This is a genomic window from Paracholeplasma vituli (genome assembly GCF_025446935.1).
In the GTDB taxonomy this organism is placed as follows: Bacteria; Bacillota_I; Bacilli_A; order Acholeplasmatales; family UBA5453; genus Paracholeplasma; species Paracholeplasma vituli.
In genome coordinates this window covers 1-17611 of sequence record NZ_JAOEGN010000010.1, presented here as the reverse complement: position 1 = coordinate 17611, position 17611 = coordinate 1, and the positions used below count along the sequence as shown (strand labels likewise).

The following is a 17611-nucleotide window of genomic DNA, read 5'->3' as shown; positions in this document are numbered from 1 at the left end:
CCTCCTACTTAATCCCAGAGTGAGCCATCGTATTCATGACTTTACTTTGTAGGAAAATGAAGATGATTAAGTTTGGTAAGAACATGATTAAGCTCGCTGCTGCACTCATGCCAATCCCAACTACTTGGTTAGAGGATGATGAGAGTGTCGACATGTAATACGCAAAGGTTCTTAAACTGTCGGAATTGATGTAAGTCGCGGACACGTCAGCGTTATTCCAAACTGCTTGGAAGGATAAAATCGCGATGGTTGCGAGTGCGGGTTTAATGAGTGGTAAAATGATTTTTAAGTAAATTGTGAAGTGATTTGCACCATCAATCTTCGCAGCTTCAATGAGTTCATTTGGAATTTGATCGATAAACTGTTTGATTAGAAATAGTCCAATCGGCACAGCTAGTGATGGGATAATATGGACCCAAAATGTATCGACTAAGCCAAAACTCTCTGTGATGATATAACGCGGGATGATGACAGCAGTACCGACAAACATCATCGCGATTGTGTTGATTTCTGATAAGAGTTTACTGACATGAAATTTCATTTTCGAAAGGGCATATCCAGTAATACTACTTAAGAAAATCGAAAAAAACACAACTAATAAGGTTATTACGATACTGTTAAAGAGATAACGCGAGACCGGAATCCCAGTTGTGGTTGAGGCTGCAAATAGCTCAATAAAGTTATCCCAAGTCGGTCTTTGAACTAAAAATCTGGGTGGATATTCGATGAGTTCATCAAATGGCTTAAATGCGTGGTTAAAAATGTATGCTAAAGGCAGCATCATAATCGCTGCAAATGGCAAAACAAAGAGTAAATATGGGAGTTGAGATAGATGAAATTTATCTGGATTGGTTCTAACGGCTTGAAATTTTGACATATGACATACCTAGTCCCTTTCTCCAAATAATTTATAGGCAATCTTGCTAAAGAAATAGATTAATCCCAACAGTGCTACGGATAATGCAGCTGCGTAGCCCATATCGTAACGGGTAAACCCAAAGTCTTCGATGTGATTTACGATCAAGGACCCCGCATAGTTTGGTGTTGGGTTACTACCAGAAAGTTGTACCCCAATCGCACCCGTTGAGAAAGCCGTAACAATCGCCATCACGGCACCGAATAACATTTGTGGTTTCATCGATGGAATCGTAATGTGAATGACTTCTTGGAATCGGTTTCTAACACCATCCAAATAGGCCGCTTCATAGAGTTCTTTATCGACATTTAGAATCCCAGCAAGCATCGCTAAGAACCCAACCCCCATCGACCCCCAAAGAGTAACCCCGACCATGATGATGAAAAGATACTGTGGGGATTGTAAAAACGCAATCGGTTCTACGATGAGTCCAAGTTCTAAAAGAATATAATTCAAATACCCACTCGAATCCCCTGCGAAAAATACTTTCCAAATGACACTCATGGTCACCCCAGCAGTTAATGAAGGGGTATACAGAATGACCGCTAATACCGTTCTGAGTCGGTGTGGGAGTTGTGCCAAACACCACGCGAGTACGAACGATAATACGTACCCACCTGGCCCAACCAGTATGGAGAAACGAATGGTATTGGATAAAATGTACTTCATAAACTCGGCATCAGAGGTTAGAAGGTAAATGTAGTTATTGAGTCCAATCGGCCTTGGCGAACTCACCATATCATAAGTCGTAAAGGATAATAGAATCGCGAGAATAATTGGAACGACAATAAATACTAAGAATAACAACGTATACGGTAATGCAAACAAGTACGCTGCTTTATCGTCTTGTTTAAATTTTCGTTTTTCAATCACAAAAAAACGTTTGATTTTATTCATGGTCATTCACCCACCTTAAAACGATGTCACGAGTTGGAATGACAAATGGTTTGATTGGTACACCTTTAGTGTCGACATAACCAAATTCGAGCATTTTACGATTAATTTCTTTATTCATTTTTAAAATACTGTCTGTTAACGTACTTCTTAAGTTCGCATCGTAGAACACGACACTGTTAAGTGTATTCGATAACTCACGTTCAACCATATAAGACCCTGGAATCTTGGGTACTTCTCTTAAATGGGTCCATTGTTCTAATATGATCGATTGATGTGCTTTATTCCAGTTAAGTTGTTCGAAAGCTTCTATATTCGCCGTATTCCACAAATAGCGGGTACCTAATGTATTGATTAAGGTATCTGAGAATAATACTTGGGTTTCAGTGGAGTGCCACCACTGCATGAATGTCCAAGCATCGTCTTGTTTTTCACTCTTTTTAAATAGAATGCTCGCTTGTTGAGCACCTGGCATGTCCCGATGGATACGACCATCACGGTCCACACCAGGTACTAAAGCAATATCCCAAAGGCCTTTGATCTCTGAGGCTGCGTTGAGTAATTGTAAATACATACCAAAGTCCGCAATCCCGACAGGAATCTTGCCATAACGGAAGCTATTAAAGAAACTTGGGACTTGATAAGAAAGGCTATATTCGCGGTAAAGGTCAGCCATAAAGGTCATAGCTTGAATGGTATTCTCATTATCAATCGCCGCTGTTAAGCCATCATCGGCGTATAGTTTCCCGCCGTATTGGAATATGAATGGTGCGGTGGTATCAAACGATTTTAATGCACTATTATTTGATAAAGGCACATAAAAACTCATACCATAACGTTCTAATACTGGTAACATGTCTAAGACATCTTCCCAAGTATTGGGTACGTTTAATTCAAGTTGGTCTAAAATATCCTTACGATATACCAAAACATAAAAGTTTTCAGTTTCAGGTAAGCCAAATAATTGATTATCATAAATCATCGGAACGACTTGTTCCGGGTTATATACTTTAAGGGTATCCTCAAAGCCTGGCATCGTGGATAAATCGACGAGCATTCCGCGCATACCATAATCGTTTGGAATCCACGCAGAAACCCCTAATGCGACATCGGGTTGCTTGTTCGCGGAGTTCGCGAGCAAGAGTTTTCCATCATCATTCATGATCGATACTTTAACTTTAATACCCGTTTGTTCCGTAAATACACCATCTGTGATACGTTGGATTAAATCCACATATTGTCTTGAACGGTTCACCCAAACTTCGATTTCATCGTCTTCTACCCCTTCAGAGTAGGATGGATTAATGAATGAAGCGAAAAAGCGCTGAATGCCAATCGACAGGGATTCAAAGAAACCAGCATTTGGTCTAGGTAAACTGGTTTTTCCATGAACAAAAAACGCATCTAATACAAGAGGCTGTTGTAAGACAACGTCAATTTGTCCTGAAATTAAGGTAACTGCGGAAGATGACCCTGTTGAAAGCAATGTCGATCTTCTTGGAATTTCATCCACATCATTTAGTAGTGTATTAATTTTACTTCGGCCTGCTTTTAGGTCACTAACTGTTTTTGAATCTCCCTTAAATCCATAAAGAGTATCTAATACCGTGATGACCTCTGTTAACCCATCACGCCAGTTTTCCAGTTTAACTTTTACATCTGGAAAATAGGCTTCCATATCCCAGTCAATATTCTTATCGACATTATTGCGTGTTAATTTCGTGACTTCGAGTCCAAATTGCGTCATTTCATCCGAAATTTGACGCATTTTTCTCGCGACTTCAATGAAAAGTGTACTATCCACCATCAAAGTGATTTCATCCCCAGGGCTCAAGTAAAATAAATACGGATTACCTTCTGAGTCTTTTAAGGTCACATTTTCCCAAGATCTTGAAAAGGTAAATGGTAAATGTTTCGCTTCTTCAAATGGTAGTTCACCATTAATATATAAAGTTCTGTATGAAGTCGTTTTTTGACGGTTTTGTTTCACTTTAAAGCTTAATTGATAATATCCAGGACTTTCTACATCCACAATCCAAGTAACCGCGTCGCCTGGTTCTTGATAGTTTTCAGTTCCAAGTACATTGAGTTTTAATTTTGAAATAGAAAAGGGTAATACACCAATATCTTTAGAGATGCCTCTAGTAATACTGGAATGATTCATCAAAAAAACTTCTTCAGCTTCAATACGTTTGGTTTCGATTGAAGAAAGCGTCGCACCTTGTTTGTAAGTCTCGTAGGACTCTGGTGTATCTAAACTTACGAGTTCAATGCTATAGAGCTTCAAATCACCTGAAACCTTATTCAATTCTAGTGTGTTCGATGTTGGCGTTAAATAAACCAAAAGGCCTTCTGCGTATTGACGGTTCGGGTCTTTTAAAGGTTTTCTAACGGTTTGATCATAAGTCGCTTTCATCACAGCGACATCATTACCGTAGCGGTCTTGACGAACCGTATCGTCTGCCTCAATCCAATAGGTATCGAGGGAAGCTTGACTCGCTTCTGTGTAAGGTGAGGTTCCATCTACTGTTAAAGCTAGGACAATTGGTAAGTAATTATCACTTTTTGCTTGATAGGTTAAGAAAACTTGATATAAACCTGTGTTTAGCCCATTCAACTCAATTTGAACTTGAGTTGGATTTACCCAATCATAAAAACCACCTACAGAAATTGTTTCACCAGCTTCTAATACGAAAGAGGGTGCAGGAATTGTGTGGTTTTCATCATTGGCATAGGTTTGTGCATGCGACTTCAAAAAAGCCGCATAGGATCCAGATTGTGCGGATGTTTCATATTCGATGAATGTCGGGTTTGGAGTCTCTCGATTAAATACATGGATTAAAAGATTTACCCCAAATATTAAAACTAGACCTGCTAGTGTGAGGGTCATCGCTTTACGCATCTTTATGTTTAATTTCATAGGTTCCTCCGCAGTACTTTAATTTAAAGAAGGGGAAATCCAGTCTTAGATTTCCCCTATGTATTTGTTAGCGTTGTTGAATCGCTTGTTCAAATGCGGCTTTCGCTTCGTTGTAAATCGCGTTCGCACGGTTATTTAAACTGGTTCTGACGTCTGCATAAAGCACTTCGCCAAAGCGTAGCTTATTGATAATGTCACCCATCTTATTTTCGGCATCGTATGTACCTTGATAACGTGCTTGGATATAACCAGGTAAGAATTTAGGGGGTTCAATAATGACACTACCGGCTTCTACAATTGTACGAAGTCCAGTGAATGCTGGGTAGAGTTCAAAATATGAATCCAAGAGTTCAGCATCATTTTGTAGTGGCGGGAAGTTGACTTGAGAAATGCCTTCAACGGTTTTAGAAAGTTCGAGACGTTTCGAATATCCTTCTTTTCCAAAGCCCATCCATTTCGCTAGTTTGTAAGCTTCTTCTGGGTGTTTTGTGTTGGATGCGATGGTGAAAAAATCGGCGACGCTTGGTACGCGTTTTTTACCATTCACAACTGGTGTTCCAATGAAATCTAAGTCCCAAGTATAGGTGCCATTATTGATATTGGCTTGCATCCAACCAAAGTCCCAAGAATAGAACCATTTAGCCAAAATAGCGCCATTATTGAAAGCTGCACCAGCACTACCACCTTGGAAGATGGCTTCGATATCAATTTCAGAACCTTCTTTTGCAGCCTCATATTGTAACGCTTCTAATACGAATGAGGTATCTGTTTGAAGGTTTCTGTAGACTTGCATCGTTGTACTGAATTCTTGGGAATCCAGGTTAAATCCATTTTGGTTCATCGTGAACCAACCATAAGTATCGTTGAGTTGTGCTGGGTACCAATGGAGGATATGCTCAATGCCTTCTAATCCAACATAGCCACTATTGTTAGTGGATGCGTGGTTAGCAGCAGCTTTAGTCATCGCCAAGAAATCTTCAAATGTGGTAGCAGTTGTAGGCCAATCTTGACCACGTTGATCATAAAGTGTTTCATTGACTACATAACCCGCATAGAATACCGCATTCGGTAATGCCATAACCTTACCATTATAGGTAGCAGAGCCACGAATGTCTGCAGAGACATTTAGAAATTCAGGGTCTGCGTTTGCAATCTCAGTAATGTTATAGGCCCAGTTATTGACAACGTAATAAGGGATATCATCCGCCATAAAGACATCAGGTAAACTTTGAGTAGATGCTCTTGCCACTAAGAATTCGCTCCAAGACACGTCATTAGTTGTCCCAGGCACTTTTGGTCTTTCCAAAATTACCACATCGATATCTGGATTAGCTTCTTCAAACGCTTCAATCATTAAGCGTTCCATGTTTGGCGTTTCTGAGTCTTCAGCTCCTAAATTCCAGTTTGCATAAGTAATTTTAACTTTTCCGTCTGATTCTTTTTTGTTGTCACAAGCTGCTAACAGTGAAACAGAAAATAGTAAAACCATAATTAATAATGTTTTTTTCATATGTTTCCTCCTAAAAAGTTTGCCTACGAATAATCGCGAATCGCGCGTCGTATTTTTGAATTTCAGTGGTTCTACCTTCAATCGCTGAAACAATCGACTGTGCTAAGTTTCTAGCCCATTCTGCGCGATTGACATCAATAGTAGTCAATTCTGGTTTAATGTATTTACCCAGCTCAATGTTATCAAAGCCGATGATTTTCATGACCTTTGGAATATCAACCTTCATTTCATTTAAGTAGTTGATAACCCCAATGGCCATTTCATCATTGGCACAAAATAGTACTTCTGGCAATAGATTGCCGTTCTCATAATATTCTTTGATGGCTTGATAGCCGATTTGTTCCCTAAATTGACCCTTTAGTTCACAAAAGGGTTGGATTTGATTTTCTTGTAAAGCTTTAGTAAATCCACGATAGCGTTTGATATTATCAGGTGAATCCTCATTACCGTGCATGAAGCCAAATTTAGTAAACCCTGAAAGAATCGCAAGTTTAACCACTTCATAAACAGGGGTGAATCCATCCATACTTTTCACAATGATTTCGGATGCTGGTCCATAAATCTTTCGTTGATCGATAATTGGAAAACCCTTTTTTGCAACCCGCTCTAATAAGTTAGGTTCCACAGTCGTATCTAAAACGATCGCCCCATCTGCTTGTTTTTCTTGTAATAGATTGTTTGCAAGTTCACCACTACACACAATCATCTTGTATTGTAGTGCCTTTAAGGTTGTATGAATTTCTTCTAAGATTTCTTGATAAATGGGTCCACCGAAGTTATGAATCAATACTAATACGTTATTGGTTTTGTTCTTTTTAAAGTTACGCGCAATCCCATTGGGTAAGTAATTGATTTCTTCAGCTACTTTTAAAACCTTATCTGCGGTCTCTTTTTTAATCCGTGGGTCGTTGTTCATGACGTAGGATACGGTAGCAATCGATACGCCAGCTTGTTTTGCAACATCTTTGATGGTAGCCATGAAGACCTCCTATTTGCTCATCGTTTTATTCTATTGAATGGGTTCAACCTTTATCCATAAAACAAATAATTGAAACATTTCAATTTGTATTCCCATCTTATCACAAGCGCTTACATAATTTCAAGAGCAATGTTCTAACTTTTATTATCTTTTTTTTAAATGTTTCAAATTTGGAATTAATCGTAAAAAAAATGCCACCCAATTGGGTAGCATTTTCAACTTTTTTTGATTTACTTAGCGCGATAAACGCATGGTGTCTCTAGCAATCATAACTTCTTCATCGGTTGGGATGATGAAGACTTTGACCTTCGAGTTAGGTGAAGAAATTAATCTTTCGCCACGTAATTTGTTGAGTTGTGGGTCGAGTTCAACACCAAGTACAGCTAAACGATCGATGATCATTTGTCTGAGTACTGGGGAGTTTTCACCAATACCTGCAGTGAAGCAGATTGCATCTAATCCACCCATATAAATATAGTATGAACCGATGTAGTCAGCAATTTGTTTTGCTTGAATATCAAATGCTAGACGCGCTCTTTCATTGCCTTTTTCAATCGCAGCTTCGATGTCACGTGCATCATTAGATAATCCAGAAATACCAAGGTAACCAGACTTTTTGTTTAAAATATCAGTAATGTCTTGTGCAGACTTACCTAATTTATTAGCCATGTATGCGGTAATAGCAGGGTCAATCGAACCTGAACGGGTTCCCATTGGGAAACCTTCTAATGGTGTAAAGCCCATCGATGTTTCGACACACTTACCTTGCTTAACTGCTGATAAGGAAGCACCATTACCAATGTGGCATACAACTACTTTTGTATCAGTTGTGCCCATCAATTGATTTGCTTTTTCAGAAACGTATTGATGGCTGGTTCCATGGAATCCATATTTACGAATCCCATATTGTGTATACCATTCGTATGGCGTACCATATAGGTAAGCATCTTTTTCCATTGTTTGGTGGAAAACAGTATCAAATACTGCAACTTGTGGAACGTTTGGTAATACCGCTCTAAACGCTTTAATACCGGTTGCGTTTGCTGGGTTATGTAGGGGTGCCATTTCACCTAAATCGATGATTTTTTCTAGCACTGCATCGTTAATTAAAGTGGAATCCTTGAAAAATTCTCCCCCTTGAACGACACGGTGTCCGACACCTTCGATGTCTTCAATTTTAGAAATAACTTGATGTTTAATTAAACCTTTTAGAATAAGTTGAACACCGACTGCGTGATCTTTAATCGGTAAAGTTTCAACAAATTTTTCGCCATTATATTTGATTGTAAATAGGGCTTCTTCAGAACCAATTCTTTCCACAATCCCAGATGTAATTTGAGTTTCAGCTGGCATATCAAGCAATTGGAATTTGATTGAAGAACTACCTGCATTTACTGCCATAATTTTCATAATATATAATCTCCTTATTGTTCACCTTAATCATAATATAATTTGTACCCTTTTGCAAGGTTTTTCCCCTAAATTATGAATATTTGTTCACAATTTTGGTTTAAGTCTTTTTTTATAATAAATATCCGTAAATCGCAATAAAATGGAATAATGTACCTAAAAACACAAAGATATGCCATATAAAATGACTATACTTAAATACTTTGGATAAGGCATAGAAAATAACACCTACGGTATATGCAATCCCTCCAGCTAAGATGAAATAAAATGCATAAACCGATAAATCAAATAGGGGTCCAATGAGGGTTAAACCGCTCCAACCCAAGATGATGTATAAGAGTAAATGCGGAATTTGAAACTTATGAATGTGGATGGCTTTCATCGTCGCACCAATGGCGATTAAGACCCATTGTCCAATGAGTAAATACCATCCTAGTGGCTTTTCGACGACCATAATGAAAATCGGTGCGAATGTCCCACCAATTAAGATATAAATCGAAATGTGGTCAAACCGTTTGAACAAACGTTTTACTTTAGTGTCTCGCTTAAAAGCATGGTAAAGCGTACTCATTGTATAGAGTATTATGATACTCAAACCGAACACTAAAGCACCAAATACTTCATTACCATGATCTGCTTTAATGAGCATCATGATGAGTGCGATGATTCCAAATAGTGCGCCTAAACCGTGACTTACTGCGTTCGCAATCTCTTCACCGAGTGATTGAAATGGTCTTAATTTCATGGATAATCTCCTCTACTTGTTTCCCTTGTTGGGCAATGTATTGTTCGTGACTTGACACGTGAATGAATAAAACACTTGAGTGTTTTTTTAGTGCTAAATAATATGCATAGTTACATAAATATCGACCTGGATTTGTTGAGATTTGAATACCTGGTTTAACCCACTTGTTTAAATCAAATGGTGTTTTTTGTGTCTGTCCACAATCGATTGTTTGGTTCTTCAATTGAATACCTGTATTATCGGGAATACGCATGTCGATTTCATTATATGCAAACTGTTCTAATGATAGATGAGGTCTGTCAGCCTCACCCAACATCACTATCGTATCATATTTTAATATATCTAAAGCATTGATTGCTTCATGACACCCTTGAATCGAAACTGGTAATACAATTTTATCAACACCCGATAAACCATTCATGATTTCTAAGGACGCATTCCATGTTTTCCCACCAAAGGGTTCAAAAGCTGTAACAAGAATCATTTGAACTGATCCAAGAAATCTTTCCCTTTGAGGGTTTCCGGTTCGTATTTTTGTAGACCTTCAAAGTCGAATTGTCTCATCACTTCAAAGGATACGAGTGCTACTGCGTTAGATAAATTTAATGAACGGATTTTATCTGTGGTTGGAATACGGTAACAAGTATCCATATGTGAAGCCAAAATGGTACGGTCCACCCCAGTAGATTCTTTTCCAAAAATCAAATAAATAGGACCCTCTATTTTCGTATAATCGATATCGGTATAGGTTTTTTTACCGTATCGGGTTAAAAAGAAATACGCGCCTTTATTTTTAGATTCAAAATCAGAGTAGTTTTCATAAATGGTATAGGTCAAATCCTTGATGTAATCCAAAGCACTTCTTCTTAAATACTTCTCTTCCAATGAAAATCCTAAAGGTTTAATTAAATGAAGTTTCGCATTAATGCCCACACAGGTTCTCATGATGTTTCCGGTATTTTGAGGAATTTCCGGTTCAAATAAAACGATATTCAATTCCATAGTTTACTCCTTAAGCGCGCTTAAAACGCGGTCAACTGTATCTTGATACCAAGGCATCAGATACTTATTGCGAGACTGTTCAATTAAATCATTATAGCGTGTATTCTTTAATCGCTTTAAGATTAATAAGGCATTACGCATCAAAACCGTTTTGCCTTTCCAAAGATACGGCATATCTGAGTACTTTTCTTTAAACTGTTTATCCGAAAGGGTAAATAAATCCACAATCGAGACCATTTCTTTACCTGATAATTCAAATTCAGGTTGTGTTACTGTTCTTATAACACTATTTTTTGGACAGACCATTTGGCAAATATCACAGCCAAATAAACTGTAATTCGCATTCATTTCGATATCGGTTAAAATCCGTTTGGATTGGTTATAATGGCTCATACACAAATCCATTTGATAGCCCATATCTGATAAAGCACCTGTTGGACACGCATCAATACATTTTCGACAAGTCCCACAGTCTGAATTTACTTCGAGTGTGATTTCATTTTCGATTTCAATATTTAAAAATATTAACCCTAAAAAGAAATATGAGCCAAGGGTTTCATTGATAATCAATTGGTTTTTTGCAAAGTAACCTAAACCCGCCAATGTCGCAGCTAGGCGTTCATCGTGGTTATGGTTATCGACACCTAAGCGGTATTCGATGTTTAAGTCCTTTAGCACCGATTCCATCCGTGCTTTTAGTACCAAGTGATAGTCTTTTCCAAAGGTATAGAAGGAAGGTACCAAATGGGTATCGGTGTGTTTTAGTATCCGTTTCGGATAGCTTAATCCCAAAACGACCATGGTTGGATAGGTCTCTTCGATGACATCTTTACGCATCGTTTTGGCCGCTTCTAAATACCGTTTAGTCGAAATAATTCCAACCAAATCGAATTTAGATTGAAAAATCGCCTGCAGTGCTTTCACTTTCATCGATAAACACCTTCCGTTCAAATTTGACCTTACGATATAAATAAGAACCTACAAATAGGATGACTAAGTTTGAGATGACCATGGCGTACCAAATACCAGCGTAGCCAACATCGGTTGCGTATTTAAAGAATAAGACGAGCGGTACACGTAATATCCATAAACGAGTAAACGTCATAATAAAAGCGTATTTGTTATTACCAGAACCATTAAAAGCAGACAAATGCGTTTGGAACACCGCCATGAGCGGTTGTGTACCCAAGATCCAAACCGAGTATTCGACGGTTACCGCGACGATGGAGGCATTTCGAGTTCCGACAATAAATTCCGCAATCGGTTTTGCGAATGGGAGAATCATTAATACACCAATCACCATGATGATAAACGATAAGTTTCTCGCGATCTCATAGGACCGTTTCGCTCGTGCTGGATTATTCGCTCCAATGTTTTGACCAATATAGGCAGTCACGACAGACCCAATCGCCATGACTGGGTTTAATAGTAAGGATGAAATACGATTTCCGGTTGAGAAGCCAGAGGATACGACATCCCCATAACTTAGAATCATGGCTTGAATCACAGCGAATCCTAAGGATGAAAAGGCTTGTGCTGCTGCAGACGGCATCGCGAATTTCGCAATTTCATTGACGATATGTGGATCTAAACCCAAATCCTTCTTTTCTAAACGTGGATGTTCTTTACTGAAGAATAAGTCATAGATTGCGAACGGGATAATGACGACTTGACCAATTAAAGTTGATAGCCCTGCTCCGGCAATGCCCATGTTGAACTCAGATACAAATAACCAAGTTAAAAACATATTTATGAATATGCTATAAATAGCGAGTCTTACAGGAGATCTCGTGTCTCCACTCGCTTGTCGGATTGCTTGATAAGCTAAGAAAATATACACAAAGATAAATTCCATTGATCGGTATCTAAAATAAGTGATTGCGAACTTGAGGGTATCTCCAGACGCACCCATCCATCTCGCGATAGGTGGAGCCCCAAAGAACAGTAGCACATTCACTAGCGCGCCTAAAATAACAGAGAACGATAACAATTTAGCGGCGTAGTCTCGTGCGGTTCGATCTTTCCCAGAGCCCAGATATTGTGAAATAATCCCGACACCAGCGATCCCTAATCCCACACCTAAAGCGTTAAAGATATTGTAAATCGGCCAGTGGATATTGATTGCTGCGAGTGTGGAGGCGATCATTTCTTCAGAACCATCCATTCTCGCTAGGAAAAAGGAGTCGACAACGTCGTGTAAGGATTTCAATAAATTAGATATAAAAATCGGTAGCGCCATGATGACGATACCCTTAATGATGTTTTTATCTTTTAAAATTAAATGCTTTCTTTCAGCAGGTGTTAGTTTTTGCATAATATTAACCTTCCAATAACGGTTCTATTATACATAATCATGCCCCTTAATGCAATCATATATAAAATATATGGGTTTTCTCATAATGGTCATATAATGGCGTAATTTAGCCATTATTCGTCCATCATAATGAACAATGAAAACGATTCACTCGAAATGATGATAAAACCTTTGATTATTACTTCCCATAAGGTATAATTGGGTTGAATCGGGAGGTATTGCAGATGGAATTCATTGATCAATATATCGAAAAACTGATGTTAAGGTCGACCCCTGACAAACCTTTATGGAACATTGAAGCCATCCATCAAGGTAAACCTGCTGCGTGGAATTACGTCGATGGGTGTATGATGACGGGATTACTCTCTTTGTACGCACAAACCAAAGATGAAAAGTATTATGACTTTGTCAAAAAACACATCGATTATTATATTAAACCCGATGGTGAAATTCTCGGTTACGATATGAAAACATTCAACTTAGATGATATTTGTGAATCTCGAGTTTTGTTTGATTTGTATCAGAGAACTGGTGACTCAAAGTATAAGAAAGCCATCGATTTTACTTATACACACATCCTAAGACAACCCCGTACAAAAGAGGGTTCATTTTGGCATAAACTGATTTACCCACATCAAGTATGGTTAGATGGATTATTCATGGCTCAACCGTTTTATACACGCTATGAAACGACCTTTAATAATCAAAAAAACTATTCCGATATCATTAATCACTTCAAGATTGTTAGATCACGGATGTTTAACCCTGAAAAGAAACTATACTATCATGGCTACGATGCCAGCAAAACCGCATTTTGGGCTAATAAAGAAACTGGCTTATCTAAAAACTTTTGGTTAAGAGCAACTGGTTGGTATGTTGTTTCACTTGTCGACGTCATCGATTATCTCGATGAACGGTGTGAAGCTCGAAAAGACTTCTTCTTCCCACTGTTAAAAGAAACCGTGGACGGATTATTACAGTACCAAGACAAAGCATCGAAATTATTCTATCAAGTGATTGATCAAAAAGATTATAAAGGAAATTACCTAGAGTCCTCAGGGTCATCTCTTCTCGCTTATGCCATTTTAAAAGGGGTTCGTTTGGGCGCTTTAGATTTGAGTTACAAACAGATTGGGCTCGATATCTTTAACGGGATAGTTCAAAAATACATTACCTTTAAAGACGGGGAACTCAACATGGAAGGCATCTGTTTAGTTGCCGGTTTGGGTCCGGATCAGAACTTAAGACGCGATGGGTCGATTGACTACTATCTGTCTGAACCAGTTGTTAAAAACGATGCAAAAGGCGTAGGGCCGTTCATTCTCGCCTATACAGAATTTAAAAAAACTAGCCAGCGCTAGTTTTTTTGTTTCTTATTGGTTTTTGGATGATAGAGTTTATACCAAGTTACGATCAAATCGATGGTGGTAATCACCCATACAAGTCCAACAATCCCACGGATTGCGATACCTAAATGGTAAGGGAAATCGATATTAAAGGCTGTCGAAACCGTACTGATTAAGGTTTCGTTGAATGCGTTTGGTCGTGTAAATATAATTGACATCATGATTAAACTCGAAAGTTCTAGAGCTGTATAGAATGAGGCTAATACCTTTGTAAAGCCACCTTCTTTGAATTGGAATACTTTAATAACCACAGTCAGAACTAAGTAAATCATGAACCATGGAACAAAGACACTAGAGACCCAACTGTTGATAACATCCCCACTGTATACGAAATTCAGATCATCACTCACGATATTGATATCGACATAGTTATAAATGAGTGCGTAGACGAAGAGGATTCCGAACACGATTGAAAATACACTTTCAACAATCAGCTCCACGCGTAGCGATTTTTTGGATTCCACTTTTGGAATCTTAGGTAGACTTTCCACTTTGAATGGGTGGTTCGTTTTTTTATTATAGAGTTCAATCCCCGCGAAAATAAGTGTGGTCACTGCGAAACCATTAAATGCCGCATAGAGCATCGAACCAAAGATGGTTTCCATGATGCCTGCGAGAATTTCAACTCCAGAGCCCATCACAGCTTCAATGATGCCACTGGCGAATGCAATCCCTGCGAACACAAGCATGACAATCACTAAAACGTGAAGGTAATCGTCAAAGAGTTCTGGTGAAATCAAATAGCGTGGGGTCTTGTAGTTCATCGCCATTTTGGCAGGTGAACCGAGATCAGTTAATACCTTTTTGATGTTTTCATCACTGGTATCATCCCCGAGCATGTCATAAATATTCGCTTCTAGTTCTTTAGAGATGTCTTCTCGAATAGGTTCATCTAAACGTTTTGTAACATCATATATGTATCTTGCAATATAATCGTTCATGGTAGCCTCCTATAGTAAACCAGCAAACTGCTTGGTCATATCGCGATAAATTTCAATAAGTTTGTCGAGGACTTCTTCGCCCATCGTAGATAGTTCATAATACTTCCGTGGCCGTGATTCTTGAGTATCCCAATTGGATGTCAATAAACCTTGGGTTTCTAATCTTCTTAACATCGGATATAGGGTCCCAGCCTCAATATAAACATGTCTTTCCTCTAATGCTTGTAGGAGTGAATAGCCGTACTGCTTCGTTTTTAATAAGGATAATACTGCGAGGGTCTGTGTCCCTCGTCTAAGTTCAATTTCGAGATTATTTAGGATGGTCTGATCCATATTCTCACCTCACACCAATATAATACTGTATGCCATACACTATTGTCAATACCTTAATATTAAAAAATAACCACCCTAGGGTGATTACTTTAGTAATATTTTTTTATTTTTTGGAATATTGTTCGATTAAATCCTGTTTTAAGTCGTAAAGTTCTCTTGATAAATCGACATAATACGGATGTGGGTTTTCAAAACGCTTAACTTCATCCCATAGGGTCTTCATTTGTTCTAAATGGAAGGTGCGGATTTCTTTAAGCTGAGGTTTTTGATAAACCAGTTTTCCTTCTATGAAAATCGGTTCTAATAAGCTCACGGCTTTAAAGTTTTCAACCTGCTTTTGTTTCCATGGGAAGTTTGGGTCAAATAGTAAATAAGGTTTCGTATCGTCAATGACCTCATGGTCGAGCGTAACGACGTCTGCAATCGCGTTCTTAGTGGTTAAGTCAAATAAACGATAGAGTTTCTTAACGCCCGGATTGGTTGTTTTAACGACGTTATCCGATAGTTTCATCTTCGGTACCCAAACGCCATTTTGTTTGAGTGCAGCCAGTTTATAAACTCCACCAAACACAGAGTCGCTCTTTGAGGTAATCAAACGTTCACCGACACCGAATGCGTCAATTTGTGCACCTTGTTCAACCAGTTCACGAATTAGGTATTCATCGAGTGAGTTTGAAACTGTGATTTTTGTGTGTTTCAACCCTGCTGCATCTAAAAGTTCACGACTCTTTTTCGATAGATAGGTTAAATCACCGCTATCAATACGAATCCCTTTCAGGGTATATCCGTTTGGTTTTAAATAGTCTTGATACACTTTGATTGCGTTAGGTACACCAGAATTGAGCGTAGAATAGGTATCTACTAAAAATACCGATTCATTTGGATAGGTTTTCGCATACGCTAAGAACGCTTCATATTCAGAATTGAAACTTTGAACGTAGGAATGTGCCATCGTACCGATAGCAGGAATCTTAAAGTCACGATCGGTGATGGTATTAGAACTACCTAAAGCTCCAGCAATGTAGGCTGCACGTGCCCCAAAGGTTGCAGCATCATAGCCTTGAGCACGTCTTGAACCGAACTCTAGAACAGCTCTTCCTTTAGCGGATGCGACAATACGAGCAGTTTTGGTTGCGATTAAGCTTTGGTGATTGATGGTTAGTAACAACATAGTTTCAATTAATTGACATTCAATGATTGGACCTTTTACTGTAAGTACGGGTTCATTTGGAAAAATCGGTGTGCCTTCTTTAATTGCGTACACACTACAAGAAAACTTGAAGTTACGTAAATAGGTCAAGAAGCCTTCTGAAAATAGGTTTCTACCTCTTAAATAAGCGATATCTTGGTCAGTAAAACTGAGTTCTTGGATATATTGAATGGCTTGTTCTAAACCAGCCATCACAGCGTATCCCCCCTCATCTGGGACCGATCTAAAGAATAGATCAAAAACAGCTTCTTCGTTCTTATTGTGTTCAAAATAGCTATTAGCCATCGTTAATTCATAAAAATCAATGAGCATCGATAAATTTCTCATATATACCTCCATGCACTCATCTATTATACCAAATTTAACAATCCAATCAAGAAGTCCACACCCTCTTCAGGTAGTGGGATGAATTGTTTTTTTTGTTTTTGATATTGATTATTATATCTAAAATATGATATAATATAAATATAATAAACATTCGGTATAATTTTTGAAAGAAGGCATTATGATGATGAAATTAGACACCAATGCACATTCAGTCTTCATGTTATGGTATCACTTGATATTAGTTACTAAATATAGACGTAAGGTTTTTACGGATGAAATCTCTGATCGCGCTAAAGAAATCTTTGAATATATCGCTATGAATTATCATATTACACTCATTGAGTGGAATCACGATTCGGACCATATACATATTGTATTTAGGGCTCACCCTAAGACGGAGCTATCTAAGTTCATCAATGCGTATAAGTCAGCGTCCTCTCGATTAATTAAACAAGAATTTGAAACTGTACGTAAACAGTTATGGCAGTCTTACTTCTGGAGTCAAAGTTTTTGTTTGTTAACTACAGGCGAGGCACCTATTGAAGTAATCAAACAGTATATTGAAAGCCAAGGTGACCCAGATGAATAAAGCCTTTAAGTTTAGGATCTATCCCACTGAATCTCAAAAGACTTTGATTCATATGACCTTAGGCCATAATCGCTTTTTATGGAATAAGATGTTAGAAGACAAACAGAAACACTAT

General features: G+C 38.3%; 17 protein-coding genes. 3 read left to right on the top strand and 14 right to left on the bottom strand.

The features are described 5' to 3' along the window. Positions 1–4: 4 nt before the first annotated feature. The 11 genes from N7603_RS05880 to N7603_RS05830 form a co-directional block, all read right to left on the bottom strand. Positions 5–877, bottom strand: coding sequence for a carbohydrate ABC transporter permease (locus N7603_RS05880; protein WP_262096449.1), 873 nt, complete (start codon positions 875–877; stop codon positions 5–7). Between the two features lie 9 nt (positions 878–886). Beyond that, positions 887–1819: a carbohydrate ABC transporter permease gene (locus tag N7603_RS05875; protein ID WP_373425379.1), complete on the bottom strand. Its 933-nt coding sequence runs from the start codon at positions 1817–1819 to the stop codon at positions 887–889. Beyond that, positions 1806–4730: an extracellular solute-binding protein gene (locus N7603_RS05870; protein ID WP_262096447.1), complete on the bottom strand. Its 2925-nt coding sequence runs from the start codon at positions 4728–4730 to the stop codon at positions 1806–1808. Before N7603_RS05870 ends, N7603_RS05875 begins: the two co-directional genes overlap by 14 nt. 67 nt (positions 4731–4797) lie before the next feature. Beyond that, positions 4798–6240: an ABC transporter substrate-binding protein gene (locus tag N7603_RS05865; protein ID WP_262096445.1), complete on the bottom strand. Its 1443-nt coding sequence runs from the start codon at positions 6238–6240 to the stop codon at positions 4798–4800. A gap of 10 nt (positions 6241–6250) precedes the next feature. Further along, positions 6251–7219: a LacI family DNA-binding transcriptional regulator gene (locus tag N7603_RS05860; protein ID WP_262096444.1), complete on the bottom strand. Its 969-nt coding sequence runs from the start codon at positions 7217–7219 to the stop codon at positions 6251–6253. A gap of 234 nt (positions 7220–7453) precedes the next feature. Beyond that, positions 7454–8632, bottom strand: a complete 1179-nt coding sequence (locus N7603_RS05855) for an acetate kinase (RefSeq protein WP_373425382.1) — start codon at positions 8630–8632, stop codon at positions 7454–7456. Positions 8633–8741: 109 nt separating this feature from the next. Then, positions 8742–9374 (bottom strand): PAQR family membrane homeostasis protein TrhA, encoded by a 633-nt coding sequence (gene trhA / locus N7603_RS05850; protein ID WP_262096441.1) that lies wholly within the window; start codon positions 9372–9374, stop codon positions 8742–8744. After that, on the bottom strand, positions 9343–9858 hold the full coding sequence (locus N7603_RS05845) for a pyroglutamyl-peptidase I (RefSeq protein WP_262096440.1): 516 nt from the start codon (positions 9856–9858) through the stop codon (positions 9343–9345). Before N7603_RS05845 ends, trhA begins: the two co-directional genes overlap by 32 nt. Then, positions 9855–10376, bottom strand: a complete 522-nt coding sequence (locus N7603_RS05840) for a tRNA (cytidine(34)-2'-O)-methyltransferase (RefSeq protein WP_262096439.1) — start codon at positions 10374–10376, stop codon at positions 9855–9857. The genes N7603_RS05845 and N7603_RS05840 overlap by 4 nt, the downstream gene beginning before the upstream one ends. A gap of 3 nt (positions 10377–10379) precedes the next feature. Further along, entirely contained in the window at positions 10380–11306 is a 927-nt protein-coding gene (locus N7603_RS05835; RefSeq protein WP_262096438.1) for an epoxyqueuosine reductase, read from the bottom strand. Further along, the gene (locus N7603_RS05830) at positions 11269–12690 is read right to left on the bottom strand and encodes an MATE family efflux transporter (protein ID WP_262096437.1); all 1422 of its coding nucleotides are present in this window, start codon (positions 12688–12690) and stop codon (positions 11269–11271) included. Before N7603_RS05830 ends, N7603_RS05835 begins: the two co-directional genes overlap by 38 nt. 224 nt (positions 12691–12914) lie before the next feature. On the opposite strand from N7603_RS05830, the gene N7603_RS05825 reads away from it, so the two are divergent. Further along, positions 12915–14051, top strand: coding sequence for a glycoside hydrolase family 88/105 protein (locus N7603_RS05825; RefSeq protein WP_262096436.1), 1137 nt, complete (start codon positions 12915–12917; stop codon positions 14049–14051). Here the strand turns inward: N7603_RS05825 and N7603_RS05820 are convergent. The 3 genes from N7603_RS05820 to N7603_RS05810 form a co-directional block, all read right to left on the bottom strand. Next, positions 14048–15037, bottom strand: coding sequence for a hypothetical protein (locus tag N7603_RS05820; protein WP_262096435.1), 990 nt, complete (start codon positions 15035–15037; stop codon positions 14048–14050). The two genes, N7603_RS05825 and N7603_RS05820, sit on opposite strands and share 4 nt — an antisense overlap. Before the next feature lie 9 nt (positions 15038–15046). Then, entirely contained in the window at positions 15047–15370 is a 324-nt protein-coding gene (locus tag N7603_RS05815; protein WP_262096434.1) for a PadR family transcriptional regulator, read from the bottom strand. Positions 15371–15473: 103 nt separating this feature from the next. Next, positions 15474–16907, bottom strand: coding sequence for a nicotinate phosphoribosyltransferase (locus N7603_RS05810; RefSeq protein ID WP_262096433.1), 1434 nt, complete (start codon positions 16905–16907; stop codon positions 15474–15476). Positions 16908–17091: 184 nt separating this feature from the next. On the opposite strand from N7603_RS05810, the gene tnpA reads away from it, so the two are divergent. Next, entirely contained in the window at positions 17092–17496 is a 405-nt protein-coding gene (tnpA, locus tag N7603_RS05805; protein WP_262096499.1) for an IS200/IS605 family transposase, read from the top strand. After that, positions 17489–17611: helix-turn-helix domain-containing protein (locus N7603_RS09085; RefSeq protein ID WP_373425381.1), on the top strand; the 123-nt coding region annotated here is incomplete at its 3' end. The genes tnpA and N7603_RS09085, both read left to right, overlap by 8 nt.

Coding starts and splice junctions, on each gene's coding strand:
- N7603_RS05875 (WP_373425379.1), bottom strand. CDS start 1,819: ATGACCATGAATAAAATCAAACGTTTTTTTGTGATTGAAAAACGAAAA.
- N7603_RS05825 (WP_262096436.1), top strand. CDS start 12,915: ATGGAATTCATTGATCAATATATCGAAAAACTGATGTTAAGGTCGACC.
- N7603_RS05835 (WP_262096438.1), bottom strand. CDS start 11,306: ATGAAAGTGAAAGCACTGCAGGCGATTTTTCAATCTAAATTCGATTTG.
- trhA (WP_262096441.1), bottom strand. CDS start 9,374: ATGAAATTAAGACCATTTCAATCACTCGGTGAAGAGATTGCGAACGCA.
- N7603_RS05830 (WP_262096437.1), bottom strand. CDS start 12,690: ATGCAAAAACTAACACCTGCTGAAAGAAAGCATTTAATTTTAAAAGAT.
- N7603_RS05860 (WP_262096444.1), bottom strand. CDS start 7,219: ATGGCTACCATCAAAGATGTTGCAAAACAAGCTGGCGTATCGATTGCT.
- tnpA (WP_262096499.1), top strand. CDS start 17,092: ATGAAATTAGACACCAATGCACATTCAGTCTTCATGTTATGGTATCAC.
- N7603_RS05840 (WP_262096439.1), bottom strand. CDS start 10,376: ATGGAATTGAATATCGTTTTATTTGAACCGGAAATTCCTCAAAATACC.
- N7603_RS05810 (WP_262096433.1), bottom strand. CDS start 16,907: ATGAGAAATTTATCGATGCTCATTGATTTTTATGAATTAACGATGGCT.
- N7603_RS05880 (WP_262096449.1), bottom strand. CDS start 877: ATGTCAAAATTTCAAGCCGTTAGAACCAATCCAGATAAATTTCATCTA.
- N7603_RS05845 (WP_262096440.1), bottom strand. CDS start 9,858: ATGATTCTTGTTACAGCTTTTGAACCCTTTGGTGGGAAAACATGGAAT.
- N7603_RS05865 (WP_262096445.1), bottom strand. CDS start 6,240: ATGAAAAAAACATTATTAATTATGGTTTTACTATTTTCTGTTTCACTG.
- N7603_RS05820 (WP_262096435.1), bottom strand. CDS start 15,037: ATGAACGATTATATTGCAAGATACATATATGATGTTACAAAACGTTTA.
- N7603_RS05870 (WP_262096447.1), bottom strand. CDS start 4,730: ATGAAATTAAACATAAAGATGCGTAAAGCGATGACCCTCACACTAGCA.
- N7603_RS05815 (WP_262096434.1), bottom strand. CDS start 15,370: ATGGATCAGACCATCCTAAATAATCTCGAAATTGAACTTAGACGAGGG.